The following is a 26,202-nucleotide window of genomic DNA, read 5'->3' as shown; positions in this document are numbered from 1 at the left end:
GCTTCACATGCCCATTGATACCAACTCGTTATCCCCCGTCGAATCGCTCTTGGCACCGATGCGTCATTCAACCCACCCGTACCTCACCTGGTATTCGAGAAGCGGGGAACGAGTCGAGCTCAGCGGACGGGTCTTTGACAACTGGGTAGCCAAAAGCGCGAACCTCCTGCACGAGGAATTCGATTTGGCCCCGGACAGCATTGTGGCCACCGATATGAGCGGCCATTGGAAGTCCGTGGCGTTGGCACTGGCCTGCTGGCACCTTGGGGCCGAGCTCCGTTGCGTGGCCCCTGGAACCAACCCGGGGGACATCGACGTCTTCATTACCGCCGATCCCCGCACATTGGCGGTCAACGGCTCCGTGGAGGTCATGGCCGTCCCCTTGCCCGCATTGGCCATGGCTTTTGCCGGTCAGCTTCCAGTCGGTGCCACGGACTACGCCTCGGAGGTCCGCTCCTACGCCGATTCTTTCTCCGCCTCGCCCATTGACACTTCCGCCGTTGCTTTGGTCTCCGATGCCGGCACGTTGTCCTACACCCAGCTCTTTGCCCAAACCACGGACGGCCAGGCTTCCGGTGTCGCCCTGCTGAGCTCCTCATGGCCCTTGGAGCAGCTGCTCCCGGCGATGCTGGGACAGTGGATCGACGGGAATCCCGTGGTGCTCGTGGAGGACGGCGTGGCGATCACCGAATCTCTGCTCAGCGGGGAGCGCGTCGTCACACGCCTGGACCAAGACTCCTAGACCGTTCTGACCCGGAGGCGCAGCACCCGGCAACGCGCTACATGTCGAAAGTGCCCCCGCGCCTGCGCCTGCTGTGGCCATGAACCTGTTTTTGTGCACGACCGCGCAGGACCATTTTCGGGTTAACGCACATTGGCACCGACCAAGGCCGGTGCCAATGTCTATCCCGGGCGTGCCGGTAAGCCCTAAACGCTGCTAGGTGATTGGGGCGCCGGGCAAGGGTGCTCGGAAACGGCTTCGGCCGGGGACGGCTCGGCTCCGACCGTGAGCAGCTCGCGGTCGTGGGCGAATTCCTCTTCTTCGTCCATCTCGGCACCGAAGACCCAGAAGCGATAAGCGAAGAAACGGAAGATCGTGCCCAGCACCAGACCGACTACCGAGCCGGCAACGAACAAGCTCGTGGTGTCGGTGAGACCGATCCAGTATTTGGTGACGAAAACGCACGCCGCAGCGATTCCCAACCCGATGGCGTTCATGATGAGGAACATCACCAGCTCGCGCACGACGTTGGCCTGACGGCGATGGCGGAAGGTCCAGAAGCGGTTGGCCACCCAGGAGAACATCGTGGCCACAATGCCGGCCACGACCTTGGCCTTGACCTCCGAGTCATGCATGGGACCTTGGAGCATCCAGAGGTAGATGCCAGAGTCAATGATGAAAGCGACGCCCCCGACCACACCAAATTTGGCAACTTCCCGCCACATCATGGACACAAGGCCCATGAGTTTGCTCCAGATCTTCGTCAGCATGATCCTCCATGGTTCGTGTCAATGCATTTCGCTGCCAGATGGCTGGTTTCCGATGGCCGCAACGCAGTTGAACCGCGACTTCTTGAGACGGTCAACCAGCCTATTCTACTGTTATTCGCTGAAAGTTCACTGCCAAAGGTGTCCAAACTCGCTTGGGGCACCACTTGTGGGCACGTGGGTTGGGTAGGCTAGGGAAGTGACGTTTCCAGTGATTGGCGTTGTTGGCGGAGGCCAACTCGCACGAATGATGGCCCCCGAGGCTCTGAACCTCGGCTTCGAACTACGCATCCTGGCTGAGGGCCCGGATGTCTCAGCTGCGCGCTGTGTTGCCGACGCACCGGTAGGTGATTACAAGGATTTGGCAACGTTGCGGGAGTTTGCGCGCGGACTCGACGTAATGACTTTCGACCACGAGCACGTACCCAACGAGCACCTGCAGACCCTGATTGCCGAAGGCGTGAACGTCCAGCCCCGGCCGGCTGCGCTGATCCATGCCCAGGACAAACTGGTCATGCGTGCCGCGATTGCCGAGCTCGGTCTGCCCAACCCTGCCTGGGCCGCCGTGGAAACCGTTGATGAACTGGTTGCCTTCGGGGACCGGATCGGCTGGCCGATCGTGCTCAAGACCCCGCGCGGCGGCTACGACGGCAAGGGCGTGCGCATGCTCGATGACGCGAGGCAAGCCCGCGCCGCCTCCGACTGGTTCGGCAACGGCGCACTGCTGGCCGAGGACAAGGTCGACTTCTCCCGCGAGCTCTCCGCTTTGGTGGCCCGTACCCCCTCCGGTGAGGCACAGGGCTGGGATGTGGTGCACACCATCCAGGTCAATGGTGTCTGCGACGAGGTCATTGCCCCGGCCAAGGATCTTCCCGAGGAAGTCTCACGTGCGGCCGCGGCGGCGTCCCTGAAGATCGCCGAAGCCTTCGGCGTCACCGGTGTGATGGCTGCCGAGCTCTTTGAGACCCCCGGCGAAGGTGCCGGGTTCGTGATCAACGAGCTGGCCATGCGCCCGCACAACACCGGGCACTGGACCATGAACGGTTCAATCACCAGCCAGTTCGAGCAACACCTGCGCGCGGTCCTTGACCTGCCGCTGGGATCCACCGATGCGCTGGCCGAAACGACCGTGATGAAGAACTACCTCGGGGGCGCCAACCAGGAACTGTTCACCGCGTTCCTGGCAGCACTTGCCGCCGAACCACGGGTCAAGGTCCACGCCTACGGCAAGTCCGTGCGCCCGGGACGCAAGATCGGGCACGTCAATGTCGTTTCCGAACCAGGCGAATCGGTCGATTCGCTGCGTGCGCGGGCCAACACCGTTGCCTCGCTGATCCGCGACGGCGTACCCGCCACCAATTCCGCCACCGCTGAAGGACAAGCATCATGAACACCACGGCCCCGATGGTTTCCTTGGTCATGGGCTCGGACTCGGACTGGCCGGTGATGAAGCTGGCCGCCGAGGCCCTGCACGAATTCGGCATCCTGTTTGAAGCCGACGTCGTTTCGGCCCACCGCATGCCCGAGGACATGATCGCCTACGGCAAGGCTGCGCACACCCGCGGCATCCGGGTCATCATTGCCGGTGCCGGAGGTGCCGCGCACCTTCCGGGCATGCTCGCCTCTGTCACCCCGTTGCCCGTGATCGGTGTGCCTGTGCCGTTGAAGACACTGGACGGCATGGACTCGCTGCTCTCGATCGTGCAGATGCCCGCCGGTGTCCCTGTGGCCACCGTGTCCATCGGCGGGGCACGCAACGCCGGCCTGCTGGCCGTGCGGATGCTCGCCATCGGTGCCGACGACCTCGCCGCAGGGCTGCAGGAAAAGCTCATCACCTTCGCCGAATCGTTGCGTCAGGTGGCCTCCGAGAAGGGCGCCGTCTTGCGCGCCGCCGTGGCAAACGAAGCCCCCGGCACGTAAGGACCCCCATGTCATCAACCCGCCGTAACTCCCGTTCTTCGGACCTGCTTCCGGATCCCGTCTCGTCTCCGGCACCGGTGCGCACCAAGCGCGCACTCTTCCTGCTGCTGCTGACAACGATCTTCCCCGGCAGCGCACAATGGGTTTCGGGGAAACGCGCACTGGGCGGGTTCGTTATGCGCATCACCATGGCGTGCTGGGTGTTGCTGCTGGCGGTGCTGGCCCTGGCGCTTTTCAAGCGCGATTGGCTCTTGGGTCTGCTGGCCCGGACCTCCGTTCAGTTCGCCGTCTCGGTGCTGCTCGTGGCGCTTGCCGTGGGCTGGCTGTTGATGTTCCTGAACACCCTGGCCATCATCAAGCCCCGGTACCTGGCACCCGGTGCACGCATCGGGCTTATAGCCACGCTGCTGGTGCTTGCCCTGGGCATCACCGGTGCCATGGGATACGGCGCGTTCGTATTGAACAAGGGCAGGCAGACCATTGCCACGGTGTTCTCCCCCGGGCCCGCATTCAAGCCTGTTGACGGCCGCTACAACATCGCCGTGCTTGGTGCCGATGCGGCCGGAAACCGCGAGGGTGTTCGCACGGACTCCATGTCGTTGCTCAGCGTCGATGCCAAGACCGGCAAATCGCTGCTGATTTCCATCCCGCGCAACATGCAGAACGCCCAGTTCTCCAAGGATTCCCCCATGCGTAAGGTGTACCCGGAGGGGTACGACTGCGGCGACGAGTGCCTCTTCAACGCCATCTACCGCGATGCCACGGACAACCACTCCGACCTCTACCCAGGAGTGGCCAACCCCGGCGCCCAGGCCACGATGGAAGCCATCGAGGGCACCACGGGCCTGAAGGTCCAGGCCTATGTCATGATCGACATGGGCGGGTTCGCCGGATTCATTAACGCCATGGGCGGTGTCGATGTCGTCTCCGGTGGTTGGGTCCCCTATAACGCCAAGTACTGGCCCAATTCCTCGGTGAACACGCATTGGTTCGCCCCCGGCGAGCACCACTTCACCGGCAAGCAGGCCCTTTGGTTTGCCCGCTCCCGCGACTTCACCACCGACTACCACCGGATTGCCCGCCAGCAGTGCCTGCAGCAGGCCATGATCAAGCAGTTCAGCCCGCAGACCCTGTTGACCCGCTTCACCGAGGTCATGGACGCCGGGGAGGAGCTGGTGGAGACCAATATCCCGCAGCAACAGCTCGGTTCCTTCCTGAACCTTGCTGACAAGGCCCGCAAGACCCCGTTCAAGCGCCTGACGCTGGGCGCACCTGACTTCGGGTCCGCCGGGGACAAGTTCTCCACGTACCCCAACTTCGATGCCATTCACACCCGCATCGAGGACCTGATCGCTGCCCAGTCCGCGACCAAGCCCGCCGAGACTTCCTCCCCCAAGGCCAGCAAACCGGCTAAGAAGTCCCCGGCGGACGAAACACCGGGCACCGACTCGGCGCCCGAGCGCAATTCGGAGCCCGGGGAAATCGGCACCGTTGCCTCCGATGCACCCACTGAACAGCCCGATGGCTCGGAACTGACCGAGAAGTACCTGGTTACCCTTGAACAAATCGGCGCCACCGGCACGCTGGAAAAAATTGCCGCCAACAACAATGAATGCTCGGTGCCCTGATCCGGGCGTAAGAATCCTTCCCAGTCCAAAGGACAACGATGTATCGCCTGACAAACACCATCCGTGACTACGCCTGGGGGTCCAAGGGCACTATTTCCGGGCTTTTGGGAATCGATCCCAGTGGCAAGCCAGAGGCCGAGATGTGGCTCGGAGCCCACCCCGCTGAGCCCTCCATCGCTTGGGCCGGCGACGAAGGCTGGCAGGTCGGCTTGGACGAGCTGATCGCCGCGGATCCTGAGGCCTTCTTGGGCCCAGAGGTCGCCGGGGCCTACTCCGGGCTTCCGTTCCTGATGAAAGTGCTGGCCGCAGGCAAGCCCCTGTCCATCCAGGTCCACCCTTCCGCCGAGCAGGCAGCAGCCGGTTTCCGGATGGAAAACGCGGCCGGATTGGCTGCCGATGCCCCGACCCGGAATTATCGGGATGAATCGCACAAACCGGAAATGATCTACGCACTGACCGATTTCGTCGCGCTCAGCGGCTTCCGGTCACCGGCACAGGCCTCTGCCTCCTTCGGTGCGCTCGGTGCCGTGCTCGATGCCCCGGGCGCCGCGACCTGCACGCGTATCATCTCCCTGCTGGCCACACCCGACGAGGCCGAGGCGTTGCGCTCGACGTTCGAGTACCTACTTGGAGGAAGCAACGACGTGGGCCAGCTGCGCTCAGCCGCCCTGGATGCCCTCGGGAGAAAGCCGGAACTGGCTGCGGACCCCGCGCTGGCGGAGCTTCCACGGATCGATGAACACCATCCGGGCGACGCCGGGGTGTTGCTATCTCTGCTGCTGAACCTGGTGGTGCTCTCCCCCGGTCAGGTCATCTACCTGGGCTCCGGGGTCGTGCATGCATACCTGCGTGGGCTGGGGATCGAAGTCATGGCCAACTCGGACAACGTGCTCCGTGGCGGGCTGACTCCCAAGCACATCGATGTTCCCGAGCTGATGGCCATCACGCGCTTCGAGTCGCGCGGCGTGCCCGAGCTCCATGCCGCCGAGACCATCTACGGACAGCAGGTCTTCACCCCGCCCTACGCAGAGTTCCAGCTCCAGCACATCGAGTTGGGTTCCGACGCGGACTCCTCGGGCATGGGCGGCGGGGATGTTCCGGTGGCCGCCAACGGCCCGGTGATCGTGCTCTGCGTCGAGGGCCAGCTACTCATCGACACACCGCGCGGGAACGAGCTGCTCTACCGCGGCGACTCGGTGTTCATTCCCGCCAACGAAGTCCCCGCCATGGCACGGCGCAGCGCCAATGCCACCGGACGCGCCTTTGCCGTGACACCGCAGCCGATCTCCTAGCACCGAAAAGGACGCAAGAATGCCTCGGGGCCAGCCAGGAAGTGGTTCCTGGCTGGCCCCGAGGCATTTGACTTGAAAGGCCGGGATGGGTTCTAGCGTGTGTAGGCTTCCCACTTGTCGGACTGGTGCTCACCCTCGACAAACCGGATGGTGCCGGACTTCGAGCGCATCACGATCGACTGGGTGTGGATGCGGTTGTTCTTGTAACGCACCCCGCGCAGCAGGTCGCCATCGGTGATGCCCGTCGCGGAGAAGTAGCAGTTGTCACTGGTAACCAGGTCGTTGGTGGTCAACACACGATCCAGGTCGTGGCCGGCGTCGATGGCCTTCTGCTTCTCATCGTCGTCGATGGGCCACAGGCGGCCTTGGATGATACCGCCGAGCGATTTGATGGCGCAGGCGGTGACGATGCCCTCGGGAGTTCCACCGATTCCCATCAGCACGTCTACCCCCGTGTCCTCGCGCGTCGCGGCAATGGCTCCGGCGACGTCGCCGTCCATGATGAACTTGGTGCGCGCACCTGCTGCACGGATTTCATCCACCAACTTGGAGTGACGCGGCCGGTCAAGGATGCACACGGTGATTTCGCTGATTCGCTTGCCCTTGGCCTTGGCGATCAGGTGCAGGTTCTGCTTCACCGGCAGGCGAAGGTCAACGAGCTCCGCGGCTTCCGGGCCGGTGACCAGCTTCTCCATGTAGAACACTGCAGAGGGGTCGAACATCGAACCGCGGTCAGCGACGGCCAGCACCGAGAGCGCATTGTTGATGCCCAGGGCGGCGAGACGGGTTCCGTCAATCGGATCAACGGCGACATCGCATTCGGCGCCGGTTCCGTCGCCCACGCGTTCGCCGTTGAACAGCATGGGGGCTTCGTCCTTTTCGCCTTCGCCAATGACTACGACACCATTGAAGGAGACCGTGGAGAGCAGTGAGCGCATGGCATCGACTGCTGCGCCGTCGGCGGTGTTCTTGTCGCCGAAACCGACCCAAGGGCTCGATGCAATGGCAGCCGCCTCGGTGGCTCGGACCAGCTCAAGGGCCAAGTTGCGGTCTGGTTCCGCGTCCTTGACCGAAAGTCGTGGGGACAGGTGGGCAAAATTCGTGGCTTCAGTCACGGTCTTCCTCGTCGTTGAGATCTGTTCGTTTGCCGGGGGCCAACGCGTTCCATCCTATCGCGGGTGGTCAACTACTCCCTCGCAGACCACGCTTGCGTTACGTGCCGCCTTGACTCCGGAGCCGGGGAACATCCATTTAGATTCTGTGCGCCGCATGGGCGAGAATGGAGGGGTGAGTGAACACCCCGAGGTCCCTGCCGCAACGGCAAACACCCCTGAACCAACCGATGCCCCGATGCCGGCGTACGCTGCCGCGCAGCCCGATACCGCCGGCCAAGCAACGGATTCGCACCTGGAGCAGGAACCGGAGGTGACACCGGTCCTTACCCCGTCGCAGGCCAAGCGAGCCAGCCAGACGCTCAAGGGCATGATCATTTCCGTGTTGCTCACCGTCGCCGTGGCGATCCCTGTCATCCTGATCAACCCGCCGAACAAGGCCGAGACCTATCGCGACCAGATCGACATCGCGGCCGTGGCCGCCCAGGCGGCTCCCGACGCCGATTTCACCCCGTGGGCGCCGTCGCTGCCCGAAGGCGACTACGTAAACTTCGCACGCTGGATCACCAAGAACGTCGACGGCATCAAGTACTGGGAATTCGGCGTTGTCACCAAGGACGACACCTTCGTCTGGGTCCGCCAGACCAATACCCCCAACCTTTCGTGGCTGGCCGCGGTGACCGAGAACGCCACTCCCGCTGGCAGCCACACGGTTGACGGAACCGCGTGGGAGCTGCGCAAGAAGGACAAGAACCAGATCCTGATCGGCGAGCGGGGCGAATCCACCCTCGTGCTCAGCAGCGACAGCGGCATGGATACCTTGGATGACTTGGCACGACTGGCACAGAGCGAGATCCCTGCCAACTAGGTTTCCTCCGGCCCGGGCTTCCCTCGGGCCGCTCCTTGGTTCCGGGAATCGAAAGTCATGAGACCTCTACCACAACCGCACATTTGGGTGTGCCGCGAAAGCAATGAAGCCACGGTGCTTCATGAAACCCAACGGGTGCACGGTGCGGCCAGCTGTGGGTCTAAGCTGAAAAACATGAATGAATCCGACGCCTCGGTCGACCATGTGGCCCTGACCCCCGCGCAGGCGTGGCGGAAATTGCGTGAAGGCAATTCCCGCTTCGTGGCCGGGCAAACCGACCACCCCAACCAGGATGCCCTGCGGCGCCAGTTCCTTGTCGACAAGCAGCACCCGTTTGCCGTGATCTTTGGCTGCTCCGACTCACGCCTGGCTGCCGAAATCATCTTCGACCTCGGCCTGGGCGACGTCTTCGTGGTGCGTACCGCCGGGCATGTCACCGACTCGGCCGCCCTCGGCTCCCTGGAATACTCGGTTGACCTCTTGAACGTCCCGCTGATCGTGGTCCTTGGCCATGACTCGTGCGGCGCCGTCACCGCCACCATCAACTCGGTGGAAAGCGGCGAGATGCCACCTGGCTTCATACGCGACCTCGTCGAACACATCACTCCCTCGGTGATCACTGCACGCCGCAACGGGATCCGCGATGTGAACACCACAGTCGTTGAGCACGTGCAGCAGACGACTCATCGCCTGGTTGAGCAGTCCCGCATCATTTCCACGGCCATCGACGAAGGCCGCACGGCCGTCATCGGTGTGACGTACAGGTTAGCCGAGGGCAAGGCCGAGATGGTCTCGGGCTTCGGGGTGCTCTAGGCAGCGACATTGATGTGATCAGGCGGCCCCACGGGCCGCCCGGTCCTTGGATGTGCCATGGATTACTGCCGAACTTCCTGTTGGCGGCGTACCGTGGGTGACATGGACAATTCTGCTGACTTCCGCATCGAACACGACACCATGGGCGAAGTACGGGTCCCCACCGAGGCCCTCTATGCCGCGCAGACCCAGCGCGCCGTTGAGAACTTCCCCATTTCGGGCAAGAAACTCGAACCCGCGCACATCCGGGCCTTGGCCCAGGTCAAGAAGGCTGCGGCCAAGGCCAACCTCGAGCTAGGGGTGCTCGATCAAGAGCGCGCGCACGCCATCGTGGCCGCGGCCGACGAGGTCGCATCCAACAAGTACGACGCGCATTTCCCTATAGACGTGTTCCAGACCGGCTCCGGCACCTCGAGCAACATGAACATGAACGAGGTACTGGCTGAGCTGGCCACCCGGGCGCTGGGCGAAGCCGGTTCGGAAACCACGGTGCACCCCAACGATCACGTCAACGCCTCGCAGTCCTCCAATGATGTCTTCCCCACCTCGGTGCATGTGGCAACGACCGCGGGCCTGCTCGGGGACGTCATCCCGGGGCTCGAGGTCCTTGCCGCATCCCTTGAAGCCAAGGCCAAGGAATTCAAGGATGTGGTGAAGTCCGGCCGCACCCACCTCATGGATGCAACCCCGGTGACCCTGGGCCAGGAATTCGGCGGGTATGCAGCGCAGATGCGCTACGGCGTTGAGCGGATCATGGCGACACTGCCGCGCGTGGCAGAGGTCCCGTTGGGCGGAACCGCCGTGGGCACCGGCATCAACACCCCCGAGGGATTCCCCCAGCGCGTCATCGAGCTGCTGGCAGCCGACACCTCCCTGCCCCTGACCGAGGCGCGCAACCACTTTGAGGCCCAGGCCAACCGTGATGGGCTGATCGAGGCCTCGGCGCAGCTGCGAAACATTGCCATCTCGCTGATGAAGATCAACAACGACCTGCGTTGGATGGGTTCGGGTCCGAACACCGGTCTGGGCGAGATCTCCCTCCCCGACCTGCAGCCGGGGTCCTCGATCATGCCAGGCAAGGTCAACCCGGTGATTTCCGAGGCTGCGATCATGGTCGCAGCACAGGTGATCGGCAATGACACGGCGATTGCATGGTCCGGCACCAATGGGGCGTTCGAGCTGAACGTGGGTATTCCTGTGATGGCCTCCAACGTGCTCGAGTCCATTCGCCTGCTGGGCAACATCACGCGGGTGATGGCCGAGAAGATGGTCGTGGGAATCAGCGCAAACGTCGAGCGCGCTCGCTTCCTTGCGGAGGCCTCCCCCTCTATCGTCACCCCGCTGAACAAGTTCATCGGGTACGAGAACGCCGCCAAGATCGCCAAGAAGGCCATTGCGGAGAAGCTGACGGTGCGCGAAGCCACTGTGGCTCTGGGGTTCGTGGAACGCGGGGAGCTGACCGAGGCGCAGCTCGATACGTTGCTCGATGTCACCACGATGACCGGCAAGCACTGACCGGATCCCCCTGGCCGACCGGCGCAACTCGGATGGGCAACGGCGGTTCGTTCCCCACGGTACCTCGCGCTTGGGGAACGAACCGCCGTTTGCGTCTCCGGACACCCCTGGCCATCTGCGCTTGGGTCCGTCGCGGTGAGCAGAAACTCAGGATTTGCACTCAAGCAAAGATAGTGCAAAACTGCACTCCATGAAACAAAGTGCAACAGAAGGTTCGGCAAGCCCGCCGACGCTCGGCGCACGCATGCTCAAAACCCGTCTGTCTATCACGCGCAATGCACGCGAGCTCACGGCCGAAAACGGCTTTGCCGGATTCACCATCGAAGAACTCTGCTCCAAGGTCGGAATCTCCCGACGTACTTTCTTCAACTACTTTGCTTCCAAGCTCGACGCCGTCTTCGGCCACGCCGAGGACGGGCTCCCGACAGGGGCCCTTGAACGCTTCATGAGCGCCCGACCGGCGGGAATCCGGGGAATCTCCCCCACACTGCTCTCTGACCTCGTCACGCTGGTGCTCGAACAGCTGCACCTGGATGAAACCGAGATCCGCGGCGCCCACGGGTTCTTCACCATCTTGCACCGCGAGCCCGAACTCCTGCAGCGCATGATGCAGGTGGGACCGGAGCGACAGGCCGCGTTCATCGCCCAGGTCGCCGCACGCGAGGGCGTGCCTCCCAGCCACCCCGGCATCGCGATGCTGGTTCACTGCCTGCAATTCGCCACGCACCAAGCCATCGAACGCTACGTGAAGGCTTCGGACGGGCCTTCACTGGCCGAGGAGTTTCTCTTGGCCGTGACCCAGACCCAAGATCTTTTCCAACAGCGCATCCAGCCCGAGTAACGGCTGCCTTCCCAGTTTGCCGGCGCCCTTCCCCGTACTTCCCACGCGACCCACCCCACCAGGAGGCTCCCTCATGATGTCCGCAACCACCGCCTCCCAGCCCACCGGGACCCCGGCCCCGTTGCTGTTGACCCAACGGCGCATCTGGATCATCTTCTCGGCGCTCATCGCCGGAATGATGCTCTCCTCCCTCGACCAGACCATCGTCTCCACCGCCATGCCCACCATCGTGGGCCAGCTCGGAGGCGTCGAGCACCAGGCCTGGATCACCACCGCCTATCTGTTGGCCACGACTATTGTGATGCCGATCTACGGCAAATTCGGTGACGTCCTGGGGCGGCGCAACCTCTTCCTTCTTGCCATCGCCTTGTTCACCCTGGCCTCCGTCGGCGCCGCATTTGCCGGAACCTTCTGGGTGTTCGTGGTCTTCCGCGCCATGCAGGGCCTGGGCGGCGGAGGCCTGATGATCCTCTCGCAGGCCATTATCGCCGACATCGTTCCCGCCTCCGACCGTGGCAAGTACATGGGCCCGCTGGGTGCAATCTTTGGCCTCTCCGCCGTAGCCGGCCCGCTGCTCGGCGGCTTCTTCGTTGACCACCTTTCCTGGCAGTGGGCCTTCTACATCAACATCCCCATCGGCATCGGCGCCTTCCTGATCGCCTGGTTCGCGCTAACCCTGCCGAACAAGAAATCAACCAAGAAGATCGACATACCAGGTGTTCTCCTGCTCTCGATCGCCACTACGTCCCTGATCTTCTTCACCGATTTCGGCGGATCAAGGAACCACGGCTGGGCAGCGCTCGAGACCTGGGCCTGGGGCGTGGGCATGCTGGCCGCAATCGTTCTCTTCGTGGTTGCCGAGGCCCGGGCAGAGGACCCGATCATCCCGCTGGCATTGTTCAAGAACCCGATCTTCGTCAACGCGACCGCCATCGGCTTCACCCTGGGCCTTGGGATGTTCGCGGCCATCGCCTTCGTCCCGACGTTCCTGCAGATGTCCTCGGGCACCTCCGCCGCGGTCTCCGGCCTGTTGATGCTCCCGATGATGGTCGGCCTGATGGGCACCAGCATCTACTCCGGCCTCGCCATCACCAAGACCGGCAGGTACAAGGGCTACCCGATCGCCGGGACCCTTATCACCGCGTGCGCGATGCTGGCTTTCACCACCTTGTCGGCGACCACTCCGTTGTGGCTGATCTGCATCTTCCTCTTCATCTTCGGCGCCGGCCTTGGCCTGATCATGCAAGTTGTCGTGCTGGTGGTACAGAACGCGGTGGATCCGGCCATGGTGGGGACCGCCACCTCCACCAACAACTACTTCCGCGAGGTGGGTGCCGCCCTAGGTGTTGCCATCTTCGGGGCGATGTTCACCAACCGGCTCTCCGAGCAGCTCACCGATGTCTTCACCGGTGCCGGGGCCAGCTCCGCGGATGCCGGTGACGCCGCCGCCACACTGGACCCGCAGGCCATGGCTCAGCTCCCGGCGGCCATTCGCGAGGGCATCGTCGACGCCTACGCCGACTCGCTGGCGCCGGTGTTCTGGTACCTGATCCCGTTCATCCTCATTGCCTTCGTGCTGGCACTGCTGCTCAAGCAAGTCAAGCTCTCGGACACCGCAGGCATGGTGGCCCGCGGCGAGGCCATTGGCGGGGAAGAAGCCAAGACCTTGGAAGATGCCGCCCGCAAGGGCGCCAAGATCTCCACCAATGGCGCAGCCGAGACCGGCGACGAGGATCCCTCCCCGGACCGTTAGGCCAGATTCCGCGGACGGGCTCAAGCGACCTGTACAAGGGCAAAAAGCCTGCGTCGGGGCGCTTCACCCGAACGGCCCGGGCTACGCCAGGTCCTGGCCAACGGTGAGGAAGTGCCCCTCGACCTTGGGTTCAAGGGTCCACGCGATGGCCCGGGCATGCTTAGGCGGCACATCCGGTGTGTCCTCCAGTTCGAACCAGCCGACCTCGAGGTTCTCGTCGTCGTTGACCTTAGCATTCCCGCCCAAGTACTCCCCCGCCATGATGATGTCCAAGTATTGGGCGCGGTCCCCGTTGGGGTACAGTGCCTCGTCCGTGGTGGCCACCCCGACGAGGTGAGTGATGGCGCAGTGCACCGCGGTTTCCTCAAACACCTCTCGAACCGCCGCGATGGCGGGTTCTTCTCCGGGTTCCAGGATCCCGGCCGGCAACGTCCACCGCCCGTTGTCAGCCCGGCGCACCAGCAGCACCTTGCCCTCGTGGATCACCACCGCTTTCACCCCTGGCAGCCACAAAGGGTCATTGCCGATCTTTTCGCGCATCTGGACAATGAATTCTGGGGTGGGCATAGGCGGTAGCCAACTTTCCGGTCGGGGCATGGTTATCCATGAGCAGGCTACCCGGGAATGGCCAGGGCAGTGGCCGCACCAACGAGCATGAACGGCCCAAAAGCCACCGACGAGCGCAGCGTGAGCCTGCGGGCGATCAGCAACACCGCGGTCCAGAGGGCCCCGATGACGAAGGCCAGAACCGAGGCCCACAACAAGTGCATGTAGGACACGAAACCCAGGTAAAGCCCGAGCACCGCAGCGAGTTTCACGTCACCGAGCCCCATGCCCGAGGGTGCGAGCAGGTGAAGCAGCAGGTAGGCGCCGAACAGGATCGCCGATCCCGTCACTGCACGCAACAGCACCCGGGGTTCACCTGCCAGCAGCGCTGCCGCGCCCAGAAGCACCAGTGCCGCACCGGACCACGGAGCCAGGATGCGGTTGGGCAACAGGTGAGAGCGGACATCGATGACCGCCAAGCGCCCGGCGTTGTAAAGGTACAGCCCTAGGGCCAGGGCGAGAAGGATCCCTGCAACCAAGGAGCGCGCGTCGGCGCCGGCGATCCATTGCACGAGGAGTTGGGGCATGGGCCACACCATACGCGCATCGAAGCGGACCCCGCCAGACATGCCCCCTTATCCCCAAGCAGTCTTCCCTGCCTTGCCCCTCGCTAGACTGAAGATATGGAACAGGTCAATGGCACTGCAGTATTCCCCGATCCGGACCGGGCCCCAAGCAAGGAACTCATGGGGCATTTCCGCCGGCTCGCCCGATCTTCCCCATGGTTGTGGGACAGCGTGCAGATCACCATCGGTGTCACCAACGCCCAGGCGCATCCCCTCGCGTTTGCCGCCCCGAACCTGCCCGAGCACCTCACGGTGTTGATCAGGCGCCCGAACGCCATCCGGGTTGAAGACGACAACGGAGAGGTGCTCTTTCGCACCGATGACATCAACGCCTCGCGCGATGCAAGTTTCGTGGCATCGACCCGCAAGAGCTGGTTGTTGCCCCCGCATCTTCTGGCCCCCGTCTACGGGGATGACGGGTTGGTTTCGAGACGCCCGGAGGCCGCCTATGTCAACGACCTGATGCCCGTGGGCCTGTGGACGGCCTTTCTGGATCCGGTGGAAATCGCCGGGTTTGCCCCGGGACCCGCTGACATTGCATTCCCCCATCCCAGCACCATCCACACCTTGCAGGAGATCACCGACGATCGCGGCCGCCCATGCCTTGAAGCGGTTCTTTCCCGGGGCCATTCCTATGCACCTGTCATGGAGGAGGCACCTCTGCTTTGCCCACGGCGCACCCGGATCCGCTTGGACCGGGCCACGGGCATCTGCGTCCGACGCAAGGTGCTTGATGGACCGGACGCAGGCTTGGAGCACCGTGTGGAAATTTCCGCGGTGGACGAATACATGATTGACGGGCTCTTCACACAGCCGACTCCGTCCCTGAGCGATGTGCGCCATCCACCGTTGTGGCCGATCCCCGGAACGGTCCAGCGGCCCGGGGCGTAGACCAAGCAGGCACTGAGGTTCCCTACGCGCCGATTGCGGGTCACGAACCGGGCGAGCTGTCTCCTAGTGGAATCGATCCTCAAGAAGTTCGGTGACCAGCGCGGCTATCTCGGAGCGCTCCGATCGTGTCAGCGTGATGTGCCCGAAGAGATGATGTCCCTTGAGCTGCTCGACGACGGCAGCGATGCCGTCGTGCCTGCCAACGCGCAGGTTGTCGCGCTGGGCGACGTCGTGGGTAAGGACCACCTTGGAGTTCTGGCCTATCCTCGAAAGGACAGTGAGCAACACGTTGCGTTCCAGTGACTGCGCCTCGTCAACGATCACATAGGCATCGTGCAGTGAGCGCCCGCGAATGTGGGTCAGCGGCAACACCTCGAGCATGCCCCTGCTCATCACTTCGTCAATCGCATTCTTTGACACCACCGAGCCCAAGGTATCGAACACCGCTTGGGCCCACGGATTCATCTTGTCCGACTCGGCGCCGGGCAGGTATCCCAGGTCCTGCCCGCCGACCGGATACAGCGGCCGGAACACCATGATCTTGCGGTGTTCGCGGCGTTCCATCACCGCTTCCAGCCCCGCACACAGGGCGAGGGCAGACTTGCCGGTGCCGGCCCGGCCACCGAGCGAGACGATGCCGATTTCCTTGTCCAGCAGCATGTCCAGGGCCAGGCGTTGCTCGGCCGAGCGGCCTCGCAGGCCAAAGGCCTCACGGTCACCGCGCACCAGGTGCACCAGCTGGTTTCGATCCACCCGGCCCAACGCGGAGCCCCGCGGTGAATGCAGAATGAGGCCTGTGTTCACCGGCTGCCCGGCTGCTTCGGGCAGCTCGAGGGACTGTTCGGAATACAGTGCCGACATGTGCTCCTCGGTAACGTCCATTTCATGGACGCCGGTCCATCCGGAGGAGGCAATGAGTTCGTTGCGGTATTCCTCGGCGTCCAGGCCCATAGCCGATGCCTTGATTCGCATCGGCATGTCCTTGGAGACTAACGTGACCTTTTGGCCCTCATCCATCAGTGATTTGGCAACCGCCAGGATCCTAGTGTCATTATCGGTATTGCGGAATCCCACGGGCAAGACATCCGCAGTCATGTGGTTCAGTTCCACCCGCAGGGTCCCGCCGTGCTCCCCGACCACCATGTCGTTGGCCAGCCCGCCGTGCTTTCCCCCTAGGTCTTCCAGGGTCCGCAGCGCTTCGCGGGCGAAGAAACCCAGCGTCGGGTCGTTGCGCTTGCGCTCAAGTTCGATGATCACGGTAACCGGCAAGACCACGTGGTGTTCTGCAAAGCGCAGCATTGCATGCGGATCGGCAATCAACACCGAGGTGTCCAGGACGAAGGTGCGTTTTTCCTCCACCTCGGTCGCTGGTTCCGCGCTGGTTGCCGGCTCGGTGGAAGGGGTTTCCGGGAGTTCCGTGTTCGCTGCCATGTCTCGCTCCTCGCGGGGAGTTGCTCCCCCGTTCAGCGGGCAATGACGGCTTCATCACCCGTTATTCACCAACCTACGCGTAAACCGAGAGACTGTCCTTGATCCGGGTGCGTGCCTTGATTAAGAAAGGATGAAGACTGGTCCAACGGGCGGTGGCAAACAGACCGGGAGGTGGGCTAGGAACCGAAGCGGCGTTTCCTGTCGGCGAAGTCGCGCAGGGCCCGCAGGAAATCCACGCGCCTGAAATCAGGCCATAACGCTTCGCAGAAATAGAACTCGCTGTAAGCGCTTTGCCAGGTCAGGAATCCCGAAAGTCTTTGCTCCCCCGAAGTCCGGATGACCAGGTCCGGGTCGGGCTGGCCCTTGGTGTACAGGTGGGTCGCCAGCTGTTCCGGGTCGAGGTTCTCGGCAATCTCCGCCGCGCCCAACCCCTCGGCGTGGCCTTGGAGAAGCAATGCCTTTACGGCATCGACAATCTCCTGCCGGCCCCCGTACCCCACCGCGACATTGACGTGGATACCTGTCACGTGCGCCGTGGACAGTTCCAGCTCCCGAAGCTTTTCCGCCAGGTAATTGGGAAGCAGCCCAAGTGTCCCGACCGGTTTGACGCGCACCGTCTTGGTTTCGCCGAGCCTGTCCAGGGTGTTGGCAATGATGCCCATCAGGTCATCGAGCTCCTGGCTGGAGCGATTCATGTTGTCGGTGGAAAGCATGTAGAGCGTGACTAGGTTGATATCCAGTTCTTGGCACCATCCCAGGAATTCCAGGATCTTGTCCGCACCGGCTTGGTGTCCGCTGGCAGTGGTTTGCCCAGAGAGCTTGGCCCAACGCCTGTTGCCGTCCACCAGCACGCCGATATGGGCCGGCAGCTTCTCCGGGGCCAGAACACCACGCAATTGCCGCTCATAGAGCCGGTAGACAAATCCCGGTAATTCCACGGCGATACTCCTGCTGGTTTTGGGCGGCTTGATGCGGGCGGTCCTTGCGGCCGCTTACTTGGCTTAACGCTACCGGGTTCCAGCTGTATCGATGGCTCGAGGCGCGGGCATTGCCACGGTGAATACACCACACGGAGTTTACGGCAACTGTTCAGGTCCTTGGCCATCCACGGTCAAGCACCACCGAACCTACTAACGAGTAGGTATAGGCTGGGAACATGAACCAACCCCTTGGGCACACACCTGCTCCTGCGGCCCCGGGAACGGCCGGCAAACCAGTGCTGCGCGGTTGGATCCATGCGGTGACAGCCCCGTTTGCCCTCGCCGCGGGCATCGTGCTTCTCGTTTTGGCCCCTGCTGGTGCGGGCAAGGCCACCAGTGCGATCTTCGTGTTCACGGCAGTCTTGCTCTTTGGCGTGTCGGCGTTCTACCACCGCGGGAACTGGTCGCCGGCAACCACGCGGCTGCTCAGGCGGATCGATCACACCAACATCATGCTGCTTATCGCCGGCTCCTATACCCCACTGGCATGGGCGTTGCTCCCACAGAGGTCGGCAGCGATCTTGTTGGTTTCCATCTGGATCGGCGCCCTGGCGGGTGTCGCCTTCCGGGTCTTCTTCACCGATGCACCGCGCTGGCTCTACACCCCGGTCTATGTGGTGCTGGGACTGGCGTCGCTGCTGTATCTCGGGGAATTCTTTACTGCCAGTCCGGCAGCCGCGATCCTCATTTGCCTCGGTGGCGCCTTCTATATCGCCGGCGCGGTGTTCTACGCGCTCAAGGCGCCGAATCCCTTTCCTGGAGTCCTTGGATTCCACGAACTCTTCCACCTCTTCACCCTCTTTGGCTTCGCTTGCCACTTTGTTGCGATCACCATGGCAGTACTCGGCACCGCCTAGCTCGAGGCTCCTCCACGGTCCAAGCCCGGCACAATGAGCGCTGCAAGCGAGGGAAGGTCACTGACCGGCGCATGGCAGATCCCCGCCCGACAGACATAGAGCCGCAATTGCCCCTGCGGGCCGGCCGGATATGTGCTTCCCCTCGTACCGGTTTCTCCCGAGTCGCCAAGCTGGGCGACACCGGCCAGCACACCAAGGCCTACGGCGGCCCGGCGGTCAGCCTCGGTTCCGCCCGCGATGGCCAACTCGGTACCCGAACCGTGGAGGAACCTGGAAGCTACAGCCAAGGCCGCCCCTGCGGCTTGCGGCGCCCGCTGCACAATCGCCGGCACGAAACCCAAGAGCATGCGAACCAAATCCAGATCGTCTTGGCTACCGGTCGCTGCGGGGTCGCGTACCTCGGTGTCCAGTTCCCGGCGTCCCGCCCGGTTCAGCAGTGCAGCTGCCAGCAACGAGGTCGCCGCGGGAACTGCGTCATCCAAGGCCTCAGCGCTGCTGGCGCCACCACGCATGGCTCGCACCCGGGGGTCGCTGGCCGTGTTGTCACGCGGCATTCCGTCGTCCATGAAGAGTTCCAGCGCGGTCGAGAGGATCTTGTCGGCCCGTTCGAACCATGTCTTGTCCCCGGAGGCCACTCCCAGGGCCTGGAATCCCAACGCGACTCCCGCGTAGTCCTCAAGCACCGCGTCGATGGATGCGTTGACGACGCCATCGTGACTGATCCGATGGAGCACCCCACCGGAGCCGTCGTTGCCTGGTTCCCAGTGCACGCGGTGCAGGTAGCTGGCAACCGTGAGGGCGAGTTCCAGCATGCGCGGTTCGTGCAGCAGCACGGAGGCCTCGGCGAGCGAGGCAATCGCCAGCCCGTTCCACCCGACAACCACCTTGTCGTCGCGTCCTGGCTGCACGCGTTTGGCGCGCTCGGCGGCCAACCTGGTAAAGGTTCTGGAAAGATCCGGCCATTGAAGCAGCGTCGGCGTACGTGAGAGCGCAACCGTCAGGGGCACCTTATCCGTGGCAAGCGCCGCTTGGCCCGGGGCTTTTTCCGGAAGAGGGGCGCCGTCCCACAAATCCCAGAAAACGCCGGCCTTCCGCTGCGCAGGCCCCGGCGAAGCCAAGCCGGAGTCGGGCGCCGGACCACCCAGGATCCGCTCGGCCTCGGCCGGGGTGAAGGTATAGGTGGCACCCTCGTGGTGGGAGCCATCTGGCATCACAGTGTCCGCATCCAGCGATGAGGCGAATCCACCACTGGGAAGCAGCATCTCATCGGCCAGCCATTGATGGATGCCCACCGCCGAGACCCTGCAAAGCTCAGCGATTTGCCCTTCAGGCAACTGCACCGCTGCCCGGGCATGGATGCCGAGCAATTGGGCATTGTCGTAGAGCATCTTTTCGAAGTGGGGAATCTTCCATCCGGGGTCCACGCAGTACCGGGCAAATCCTCCGCCCACATGGTCCGCAAGTGCTCCACAGGCCATGGTTTCCAAGGTCTTCGAAGCCAGCAAGGTCGCCTGGGTCGCCGCCGGACCCAGGCCGAGACCGGCGCGCAGCAGGAAGTCCAGGACGGAACTTGGAGGGAACTTCGGTGCGGGGGAGAATCCGCCGGTGGGGTCGGCGATCTCCACCAACTTCCGGACCGCAGCGGAGAGTAGCTGCCCCAGCTGCGAACCATTCGAGCCGGTGGGCAGCGGCAAGGCACGTGAGAACATCTTGGCTTGCCCACCGGCCATCGAACACAGGTGCTCGGCCAGTGTCGCTGCCTGGAGTTCGAGGCCGTCGCGGCGATTCTCCCAGGCATCTTGGACCGCTTCGAGCACTTGCCTGAAAGACGCGCTGCCCGCTCGCGGAACCGCGGGGAAGTAGGTTCCTGCGTGGATCGCCCGACCGTCAGGGAGCGAGAACACGCTCATGGGCCACCCTCCGGCTCCTGTCAGCGTCTGTGTGACGGCCATGCAGGCGGCGTCAACCGCGGGGTGCTCCTCACGGTCGACCTTGATCGGCACGAAGTGCTCGTTGAGGTACGCCGCCAGTGAGGGATCGTCAAAGGACTCCTTGGACATCACGTGGCACCAGTGGCACGCGGCGTATCCAATGGAGAGAAATACGGGGATGTCGCGCGCGGCGGCTTCGGCGAATGCTTCGTCCCCGTAGGGCCACCAATCAACGGCCTGGTGTGAATGCTGTCGCAAGTATGCGGAGGCGCTTGAGGCTATTCGTTGTCCCATGAACGCACCCTACTCCACGGGACGAAGCGCTTAACGGCAAGCGGCCCCGGGGGATCGGGATCCACCGGGGCCGCCTGCCCGAGAGCCTGACGAATCTAGCGCGCCGGCGTGTCCCCGGGCTCGTCGGGCTGGACGCCCTTGCCCTTTTCGACAAGGGCCTGCTGGCGTGCCTCGGCCTCGCCTTGGTAGCGAACCCGACGGATACGACGGGTCATGTCGCGAATCAGGAATATGGTGACGATGACGACCGCTGCGGTGGCCACGAAGCCCACGAAACCCGGGCCGATGGACTGGGCTGCGTCGCCGACGGGTGCGCCGGGGACCGGGGAAGGACTAACTGAGGCTGCGTACAGCAGGAACGAATACACGCGCGGGGCTCTTTCTGAAAAAGTTGGCGGCCGGTTTCACCGGCACACTAGCTATCTTAGACCGGCAAACAGATCGGTCTCTGGGAGTGTGGTGGGAACCGAGGACTTGATTAAGGTGAAGTCCTCCCACGGCCACGCCTTGGCGTAGATCGACTCGGGCACCCCGAAGAAGAATCCCGTCGGATCGATCTGCGTCCTGTGGGCAAGCAATGCCTGGTCGCGCACCTTGAAGAAGCCCGCGCAGTACACCTGTGTGGTGGTCTCGTGCGGCGAAACCCACCCGAAGAGTTGCTCGTCTGGATGCTTTTCCCACGCTGCGACGCGTTCTGCGTAGGGCGAGTCGACGCCGGCATCAAGCATGGCGTAGTGCAGCGTCTTGAAACGCTCGGGGTCAAAGGCGCGGTCGTAGTAAAGCTTGGAGGTCTCCCACGGCTCGCCCAGCTCAGGGAAGCTCTCTGGGTTTCCCGCCTCCTCAAAGGCATGGACGGCGACCTTGTGCGCCATGATGTGGTCCGGGTGGGGGTACCCCCCGTTTTCGTCGTACGCGATGACCACGTGGGGCTTGAATTCACGGATCAGCTTCACCAGCGGCGCGGACGCACGGTCCAAGGGCTGCAGCGCGAAGCAACCGTAGTCGAGCTCCGGCAACGGATCGCCTTCGGGCAGGCCCGAGTCGGTGAATCCCAGCCAACGCTGTTCAATGCCCATGACCGCCGCGGCCTGCGCCATTTCCCCACGCCGCACCCCGGTCAGGTCGCGGTGCGCGTGGGCGAGCTCGCCCACTGCCGCGTTGAGGATGTCTCCGCGTTCCCCGCCAGTGCAGGTTGCAACCATCACTTCTGCTCCGGCCGCGACGTAGGCGGCCATCGTGGCCGACCCCTTGGAGGACTCGTCGTCGGGGTGTGCATGGACCGCTAATAAACGCAGACCCGATGAATCCACGATCTGCTCCACGTTTTGTTCTGCCACCTAGGTAACTCCAACTTCCTGTGCTCGGTGCAGGGTTCCCCCGCGCCAAGGCTTAGACTGGTAGGGATGATTTCCCGGCCACGACGCCCACGAATCGAAAGAGGCGCCATTGTCCAGCTTAACGAATAGGTACGGTTCGCCCAAGCGGCGTTTCTCCAAGCGAACCCGCGCGACGCTAATCCTGGTATTCCTGGGCCTGGGCATCTTGGCCGCACTGTATTTGGCGATCTCCACCCATTCGACCGTGCAGTTCAAGGACAACTCCTTCGAGGTCCTCTCCCCCACCAGCACCACCGCCGTCGTCGACATCTCCAAGGAGGCCGGCGATACCGTCCAGTGCGAGGTCCGCGCCATGAACGAGTCCTACGCGATCGTGGGCTGGAAGACGCTGGTTGTCGGTCCCACCGAGGGCAACGGCATCACGACCCAACGCTTCGATGTGCGGCTTCGCACCGAGTCCCTGGCAACCACCGCAGGCATCGAGGAATGCAGGATCCTGAAAACCTCCTAGTCGTGTCGTTTCCTATGACTGTTAAGTCCGCGCGACGCGCCGCTACGCCAAAAGCTCAAACCCTTGGGTAATTAGCCAAATGGCGGCTAATATCTTTGTAATACGTTAATGCCCCGCTTACAGAACGTGACGGACAAAGTTCTTCACCTGCTGCGCGGGGTCTTTGCTTGCACGATGTTTTCATAGCACCGGGCAGGACCGTCTCGGCAGGTTGTTCCCCCAGGGAGTAACGGCCCTGATTACACAAGGAGTACGCACGTGACCACGACCAACCACGAACCCGTTGATTGGCTGACCCAAGAGGCCTACGACCGTCTGGCCGGCGAGCTCGAGCACCTTTCGGGGCCCGGCCGCGCCGAAATCGTAGACCGCATTGAGCAGGCACGTTCCGAGGGCGACCTCAAGGAAAACGGTGGCTACCACGCGGCCAAGGAAGAGCAGGGCAAGGCCGAGGCCCGCATCTCCTACCTCAAAGACCTGCTGCGCCGCGCCCACGTTGGCGAGTCACCTGCTGATGACGGAATAGTCGAACCGGGCATGCTCGTCGAGGCGATCATCGCCGGGGACAAGACAACGTTCCTCTTTGGCAGCCGCGAGGTTGCCGGGGACACGGACCTGGAAGTCTACTCGGAGCAGTCCCCGATCGGAGCTGCAGTCCACGGCTCCAAGTCCGGCGACACGATCTCCTACGCCGCACCCAACGGCAAGGAAATCACCGTCAAGATCGTTTCCTGCAAGCCGTACACGACCTAAGGGCCTCCGCCAAGCGCCGCGGGCGCGGAAGCCGGTTTCATGGCCGCCTATGCCTCATACCTGCTGGATCCTTGCCCGTACGGGCAAGACCAGGGATGAGCGCATTGGCGGCCATCGGTCATTAACGCGACAACCTAGTTCATGATCATGGGCTGGAAACCTTCGGCCCGCAGGTTGTTCAGCACCGTTTCCGAGTGCACGTGGCCCTTGGTTTCTATGTCGATGGTGATCGCCACGTCACCCATGGAGAGCGAACCGCCAATGCGGGTGTGGTCCAGCCGCGTCACGTTGGCATCGGATTCGGCAATGACCCGCGAGATGGTTGCGAGTTCGCCCGGACGGTCATCGAGCATCATCCGTACCGTTAGGTAGCGTCCTGCGGCCGAAAGCCCACGCTGGATGACCTTAAGCATCAACAACGGGTCGATGTTTCCGCCCGAGAGCACGACGGCCGTCTTCTTGGGATTCAGCCCCAGCTCCTCAAGCTTTCCCTCTAGCAGCGCAGCCACGCCTACCGCCCCAGCCGGCTCGACCACAAGCTTGGATCGCTCCAGCAGGAACACCAGGGCGCGGGCCAAGCCGTCCTCGGAGACGGTGACCACGTCGTCAACGAGCTCGCGGATGATCTGGAAGGGCAGCTGTCCCGGCCGGCCCACGGCGATGCCGTCTGCGATGGTGCGCACATTATGCAACGGCACCAGCGCATCAGCGGCCAACGAGGGAGGGTACGCCGCGGCGTTCTCCGCCTGCACCCCGATGATCTTGATGTCCCGGCCGAGTTCGGCGGCACGTGACTTGATCGCCACGGCGACACCTGCAAGCAGTCCGCCCCCGCCCACGCCCATCAGCACGGTGTCAACGTCGGGCAGCTGTTCCAGGATCTCCAGCCCGATGGTCCCTTGCCCGGCAATGATGTCGGCGTTGTCGAAGGGGTGCACAAAGACCGCACCGGTGGCAGTAGCGTAGCGTTCGGCCTCTGCCAGTGCCTCGTCCACGTTGTGCCCGTGCAAGATAACCTCGGCACCGTGGTCACGGGTTGCCGTCAGCTTGGGAAGCGCGACACCCAGCGGCATGTAGATGCGGGCCTTGATCCCCAGCCGGCGGGCCGCCTGGGCAACGCCCTGGGCGTGGTTGCCAGCCGAGGCTGCCACGACGCCGCGGGCACGTTCCTCCATGGACAGCTTGGCCATCCGCACATAGGCGCCGCGGACCTTGAAGGAGCCAGCGCGCTGCAGGTTCTCGCATTTCAGGTATACCTCGGAGCCTACATCCAGCGACAGAGCACGTGAGTGCTCCATCGGGGTACAGACGCTGACGCCCTCGAGCAGGGCACGGGCATCTTCGATGTCGGACAGGCTCACCGGGAGTGTGGTCTTCTGCATCATGGAAGCGGCTTTCTTCTGGGCGTGTGAACACGCGAGTGTCATCAGGTGTGGAAGTCTATGGACGCCAGGACCGTGGACCGGGTTCCCGGTGCGCTCCGGCTCAGGAACCGGGGTCGGGTTCCTCTCCGTCAAGGTCGGCGGGAGCCGGATCCGCGGTGCGGTCCGGCTTGCTAATTCGTGAACCGGCCACCACGGCCATGACGCCGGTTCCGGGACTGAAGAGCGGGTCGTGTTCCCAGCTCCTGTTGGCGATGTACTTCACCACGGTGTTCGCAACGGCCAGGATCGGGACTGCAAACAGTGCCCCGGGGATCCCGGCTACGAGCAAACCGCCGGTAACGGCCAACACGACGGCCAACGGGTGCAGGCTCACTGCCTTGCCCATGACCAGCGGTTGCAGGATGTGCGATTCGGCCTGCTGAACAAAGAGCACCACCAGCATCATGATCAAAGCGTTCACCGGGCCGTTGGCCACCAAGGCCAACAAAATGGCAACCACGCCGGTGAACAGCGCGCCCACCACCGGGATGAACGAACCGATGAAGACCAGCACGCCCAACGGCAAGGCCAACGGCACCCCAAGGATCAGTGCGCCGACCCCGATGCCCAAGGCATCGATGAAAGCGACGAAAAGCTGGACGCGTACGTAGATGATCATCGAGGCCCAACCACGGAACCCTGCCCCGTGGGCCGCGGCCCGGGCACGGCGCGGCAGGAGGTTGATCAGGAACAAACCGATCCGCGGGCCGTCGAGGAGCAGGAAGATCAGGGAGAAAAGCACCAGCAACAGACCGGTGACCAAGTGTCCCAAGGTCGTGCCCCAAGAAAGGGCGCCGGAAAGGATGGTTGATGAATTGCTCTTGAGTTGGTTCAGCGCATCCTGGAACAGGACGTCAAGGTCTTGGTTGCTCAGCGCCAGCGGGCCGTTGGAGAGCCAATACTGGATCTGGCTCAGGCCTGTCAATGCCTGGGACCACAGCGAGGCGAACCCGGTGGCCAAGCGTTGGCCGACGATGGAGAGCCCTCCGACGGTAACGCCGAGGAATCCGAGCATTGTCACGCCCACCGCGAGGCCCTTGGGCAAGCGCAGGTCCCGGTGCAGGAAGTTCACGACCGGGGTCAGCAATCCAGCCAGCAGCGCGGCAATCATCAACGGCACCACGAGCAACGTGACGTGGGAAAGCAGCCAGACGGCGATGCCAACGGCAAGCACTATGAGTGTCAGGCGCCATGACCACGACGCGGCGATCCTGATGCCATAGGGCAGGTCCTCCGCCTCTGCATGCTTCGCGTACGTCTTGGCCGGGGTTTCTTCGATTTCGGGATCAGTGGCCAGGCGCTGCTTGGTGGCCTGGGCTGTTTGTTGCACCCTCTCGGTGGCGGCGGCCAGGCGCTTGAAGGAACGCGGGAGTTTCATGCTCCCGCCCCCG

General features: G+C 63.4%; 25 protein-coding genes. 14 read left to right on the top strand and 11 right to left on the bottom strand.

Annotation, left to right across the window (positions count from 1 at the left end):
- Positions 1–7: 7 nt before the first annotated feature.
- On the top strand, positions 8–742 hold the full coding sequence (locus ABEA12_RS11275; RefSeq protein WP_210101721.1) for a TIGR03089 family protein: 735 nt from the start codon (positions 8–10) through the stop codon (positions 740–742).
- A 185-nt stretch (positions 743–927) separates the two neighbouring features.
- On the opposite strand, the gene ABEA12_RS11270 is transcribed toward ABEA12_RS11275, so the two are convergent.
- Positions 928–1,491 carry a GtrA family protein gene (locus ABEA12_RS11270; RefSeq protein ID WP_210101722.1) on the bottom strand — a complete coding sequence of 188 codons (564 nt, stop codon included), beginning with the start codon at positions 1,489–1,491 and terminating at the stop codon, positions 928–930.
- A gap of 196 nt (positions 1,492–1,687) precedes the next feature.
- Here ABEA12_RS11270 and ABEA12_RS11265 point away from each other — a divergent pair, with 196 nt between their 5' ends.
- The 4 genes from ABEA12_RS11265 to manA are packed head-to-tail and all read left to right on the top strand — an operon-like array spanning position 1,688 to position 6,328.
- A complete protein-coding gene (locus ABEA12_RS11265) occupies positions 1,688–2,878 on the top strand; it encodes a 5-(carboxyamino)imidazole ribonucleotide synthase (protein ID WP_210101723.1) in 1,191 nt (396 codons plus the stop codon).
- The gene (gene purE / locus ABEA12_RS11260) at positions 2,875–3,408 is read left to right on the top strand and encodes a 5-(carboxyamino)imidazole ribonucleotide mutase (RefSeq protein WP_210101724.1); all 534 of its coding nucleotides are present in this window, start codon (positions 2,875–2,877) and stop codon (positions 3,406–3,408) included. Before ABEA12_RS11265 ends, purE begins: the two co-directional genes overlap by 4 nt.
- 8 nt (positions 3,409–3,416) lie before the next feature.
- Entirely contained in the window at positions 3,417–5,036 is a 1,620-nt protein-coding gene (locus tag ABEA12_RS11255) for an LCP family protein (RefSeq protein ID WP_345468199.1), read from the top strand.
- A 38-nt stretch (positions 5,037–5,074) separates the two neighbouring features.
- The gene (manA, locus tag ABEA12_RS11250; RefSeq protein WP_210101725.1) at positions 5,075–6,328 is read left to right on the top strand and encodes a mannose-6-phosphate isomerase, class I; all 1,254 of its coding nucleotides are present in this window, start codon (positions 5,075–5,077) and stop codon (positions 6,326–6,328) included.
- A 92-nt stretch (positions 6,329–6,420) separates the two neighbouring features.
- Here the strand turns inward: manA and glpX are convergent, their stop codons facing one another.
- Entirely contained in the window at positions 6,421–7,443 is a 1,023-nt protein-coding gene (glpX, locus tag ABEA12_RS11245; protein ID WP_210101726.1) for a class II fructose-bisphosphatase, read from the bottom strand.
- Positions 7,444–7,615: 172 nt separating this feature from the next.
- Between glpX and ABEA12_RS11240 the strand changes: the two genes are divergently transcribed.
- From ABEA12_RS11240 to ABEA12_RS11220, 5 genes are all read left to right on the top strand, one after another.
- Positions 7,616–8,308, top strand: coding sequence for a DUF4245 family protein (locus tag ABEA12_RS11240; RefSeq protein ID WP_210101727.1), 693 nt, complete (start codon positions 7,616–7,618; stop codon positions 8,306–8,308).
- 174 nt (positions 8,309–8,482) lie between these two features.
- The gene (locus ABEA12_RS11235; protein ID WP_210101728.1) at positions 8,483–9,121 is read left to right on the top strand and encodes a carbonic anhydrase; all 639 of its coding nucleotides are present in this window, start codon (positions 8,483–8,485) and stop codon (positions 9,119–9,121) included.
- A gap of 102 nt (positions 9,122–9,223) precedes the next feature.
- Positions 9,224–10,636, top strand: a complete 1,413-nt coding sequence (locus tag ABEA12_RS11230) for a class II fumarate hydratase (protein ID WP_210101729.1) — start codon at positions 9,224–9,226, stop codon at positions 10,634–10,636.
- A gap of 190 nt (positions 10,637–10,826) precedes the next feature.
- Positions 10,827–11,477, top strand: coding sequence for a TetR/AcrR family transcriptional regulator (locus ABEA12_RS11225; RefSeq protein WP_210101730.1), 651 nt, complete (start codon positions 10,827–10,829; stop codon positions 11,475–11,477).
- 76 nt (positions 11,478–11,553) lie between these two features.
- The gene (locus ABEA12_RS11220; protein WP_210102647.1) at positions 11,554–13,230 is read left to right on the top strand and encodes an MDR family MFS transporter; all 1,677 of its coding nucleotides are present in this window, start codon (positions 11,554–11,556) and stop codon (positions 13,228–13,230) included.
- An 81-nt stretch (positions 13,231–13,311) separates the two neighbouring features.
- On the opposite strand, the gene ABEA12_RS11215 is transcribed toward ABEA12_RS11220, so the two are convergent.
- Positions 13,312–13,797 (bottom strand): NUDIX hydrolase, encoded by a 486-nt coding sequence (locus ABEA12_RS11215; RefSeq protein ID WP_210101731.1) that lies wholly within the window; start codon positions 13,795–13,797, stop codon positions 13,312–13,314.
- A gap of 47 nt (positions 13,798–13,844) precedes the next feature.
- Positions 13,845–14,363: a prepilin peptidase gene (locus ABEA12_RS11210; protein ID WP_210101732.1), complete on the bottom strand. Its 519-nt coding sequence runs from the start codon at positions 14,361–14,363 to the stop codon at positions 13,845–13,847.
- Positions 14,364–14,459: 96 nt separating this feature from the next.
- Between ABEA12_RS11210 and ABEA12_RS11205 the strand changes: the two genes are divergently transcribed.
- Positions 14,460–15,293, top strand: a complete 834-nt coding sequence (locus ABEA12_RS11205; RefSeq protein ID WP_210101733.1) for a hypothetical protein — start codon at positions 14,460–14,462, stop codon at positions 15,291–15,293.
- A gap of 63 nt (positions 15,294–15,356) precedes the next feature.
- Here ABEA12_RS11205 and phoH2 read toward each other — a convergent pair whose 3' ends face one another.
- Together phoH2 and ABEA12_RS11195 are read right to left on the bottom strand one after the other, a co-directional pair.
- Entirely contained in the window at positions 15,357–16,724 is a 1,368-nt protein-coding gene (gene phoH2 / locus ABEA12_RS11200; protein ID WP_345468191.1) for an RNA 5'-3' helicase PhoH2, read from the bottom strand.
- 176 nt (positions 16,725–16,900) lie between these two features.
- Positions 16,901–17,662: an isoprenyl transferase gene (locus ABEA12_RS11195; protein WP_210101734.1), complete on the bottom strand. Its 762-nt coding sequence runs from the start codon at positions 17,660–17,662 to the stop codon at positions 16,901–16,903.
- Between the two features lie 218 nt (positions 17,663–17,880).
- Between ABEA12_RS11195 and trhA the strand changes: the two genes are divergently transcribed.
- Entirely contained in the window at positions 17,881–18,561 is a 681-nt protein-coding gene (gene trhA / locus ABEA12_RS11190) for a PAQR family membrane homeostasis protein TrhA (protein WP_210101735.1), read from the top strand.
- Here trhA and ABEA12_RS11185 read toward each other — a convergent pair.
- The 3 genes from ABEA12_RS11185 to mca form a co-directional block, all read right to left on the bottom strand.
- Positions 18,558–20,786, bottom strand: coding sequence for a thioredoxin domain-containing protein (locus ABEA12_RS11185; RefSeq protein ID WP_210101736.1), 2,229 nt, complete (start codon positions 20,784–20,786; stop codon positions 18,558–18,560). The genes trhA and ABEA12_RS11185 overlap by 4 nt on opposite strands.
- A 95-nt stretch (positions 20,787–20,881) precedes the next feature.
- Positions 20,882–21,154 (bottom strand): hypothetical protein, encoded by a 273-nt coding sequence (locus ABEA12_RS11180; protein WP_210101737.1) that lies wholly within the window; start codon positions 21,152–21,154, stop codon positions 20,882–20,884.
- Between the two features lie 51 nt (positions 21,155–21,205).
- Positions 21,206–22,123 (bottom strand): mycothiol conjugate amidase Mca, encoded by a 918-nt coding sequence (mca, locus tag ABEA12_RS11175; protein ID WP_345468185.1) that lies wholly within the window; start codon positions 22,121–22,123, stop codon positions 21,206–21,208.
- A gap of 109 nt (positions 22,124–22,232) precedes the next feature.
- Between mca and ABEA12_RS11170 the strand changes: the two genes are divergently transcribed.
- Entirely contained in the window at positions 22,233–22,634 is a 402-nt protein-coding gene (locus ABEA12_RS11170) for a DUF4307 domain-containing protein (protein WP_210101738.1), read from the top strand.
- Positions 22,635–22,892: 258 nt separating this feature from the next.
- Positions 22,893–23,387, top strand: a complete 495-nt coding sequence (gene greA, locus ABEA12_RS11165) for a transcription elongation factor GreA (protein WP_210101739.1) — start codon at positions 22,893–22,895, stop codon at positions 23,385–23,387.
- Between the two features lie 134 nt (positions 23,388–23,521).
- Here the strand turns inward: greA and ilvA are convergent, their stop codons facing one another.
- Together ilvA and ABEA12_RS11155 are read right to left on the bottom strand one after the other, a co-directional pair.
- A complete protein-coding gene (ilvA, locus tag ABEA12_RS11160) occupies positions 23,522–24,772 on the bottom strand; it encodes a threonine ammonia-lyase (protein WP_210101740.1) in 1,251 nt (416 codons plus the stop codon).
- Between the two features lie 100 nt (positions 24,773–24,872).
- Positions 24,873–26,189, bottom strand: a complete 1,317-nt coding sequence (locus ABEA12_RS11155; RefSeq protein WP_210101741.1) for an AI-2E family transporter — start codon at positions 26,187–26,189, stop codon at positions 24,873–24,875.
- Positions 26,190–26,202: the final 13 nt, after the last annotated feature.

It is taken from the genome of Paeniglutamicibacter antarcticus (assembly GCF_039544305.1).
GTDB classification, from domain to species: domain Bacteria; phylum Actinomycetota; class Actinomycetes; order Actinomycetales; family Micrococcaceae; genus Paeniglutamicibacter; species Paeniglutamicibacter antarcticus_C.
Note: the sequence above shows the minus strand (reverse complement) of the source record. Positions and strands in the feature narration are given on the sequence as shown.

Excerpts from the sequence above, each read along its gene's own strand:
- ABEA12_RS11275 (WP_210101721.1), top strand. The coding sequence starts at position 8 with ATGCCCATTGATACCAACTCGTTATCCCCCGTCGAATCGCTCTTGGCA.
- ABEA12_RS11270 (WP_210101722.1), bottom strand. The coding sequence starts at position 1,491 with ATGCTGACGAAGATCTGGAGCAAACTCATGGGCCTTGTGTCCATGATG.
- purE (WP_210101724.1), top strand. The coding sequence starts at position 2,875 with ATGAACACCACGGCCCCGATGGTTTCCTTGGTCATGGGCTCGGACTCG.
- ABEA12_RS11255 (WP_345468199.1), top strand. The coding sequence starts at position 3,417 with ATGTCATCAACCCGCCGTAACTCCCGTTCTTCGGACCTGCTTCCGGAT.
- manA (WP_210101725.1), top strand. The coding sequence starts at position 5,075 with ATGTATCGCCTGACAAACACCATCCGTGACTACGCCTGGGGGTCCAAG.
- ABEA12_RS11235 (WP_210101728.1), top strand. The coding sequence starts at position 8,483 with ATGAATGAATCCGACGCCTCGGTCGACCATGTGGCCCTGACCCCCGCG.
- ABEA12_RS11230 (WP_210101729.1), top strand. The coding sequence starts at position 9,224 with ATGGACAATTCTGCTGACTTCCGCATCGAACACGACACCATGGGCGAA.
- ABEA12_RS11225 (WP_210101730.1), top strand. The coding sequence starts at position 10,827 with ATGAAACAAAGTGCAACAGAAGGTTCGGCAAGCCCGCCGACGCTCGGC.
- ABEA12_RS11220 (WP_210102647.1), top strand. The coding sequence starts at position 11,554 with ATGTCCGCAACCACCGCCTCCCAGCCCACCGGGACCCCGGCCCCGTTG.
- ABEA12_RS11215 (WP_210101731.1), bottom strand. The coding sequence starts at position 13,797 with ATGCCCACCCCAGAATTCATTGTCCAGATGCGCGAAAAGATCGGCAAT.
- ABEA12_RS11210 (WP_210101732.1), bottom strand. The coding sequence starts at position 14,363 with ATGCCCCAACTCCTCGTGCAATGGATCGCCGGCGCCGACGCGCGCTCC.
- ABEA12_RS11205 (WP_210101733.1), top strand. The coding sequence starts at position 14,460 with ATGGAACAGGTCAATGGCACTGCAGTATTCCCCGATCCGGACCGGGCC.
- phoH2 (WP_345468191.1), bottom strand. The coding sequence starts at position 16,724 with ATGGCAGCGAACACGGAACTCCCGGAAACCCCTTCCACCGAGCCGGCA.
- trhA (WP_210101735.1), top strand. The coding sequence starts at position 17,881 with ATGAACCAACCCCTTGGGCACACACCTGCTCCTGCGGCCCCGGGAACG.
- ABEA12_RS11185 (WP_210101736.1), bottom strand. The coding sequence starts at position 20,786 with ATGGGACAACGAATAGCCTCAAGCGCCTCCGCATACTTGCGACAGCAT.
- ilvA (WP_210101740.1), bottom strand. The coding sequence starts at position 24,772 with ATGATGCAGAAGACCACACTCCCGGTGAGCCTGTCCGACATCGAAGAT.
- ABEA12_RS11155 (WP_210101741.1), bottom strand. The coding sequence starts at position 26,189 with ATGAAACTCCCGCGTTCCTTCAAGCGCCTGGCCGCCGCCACCGAGAGG.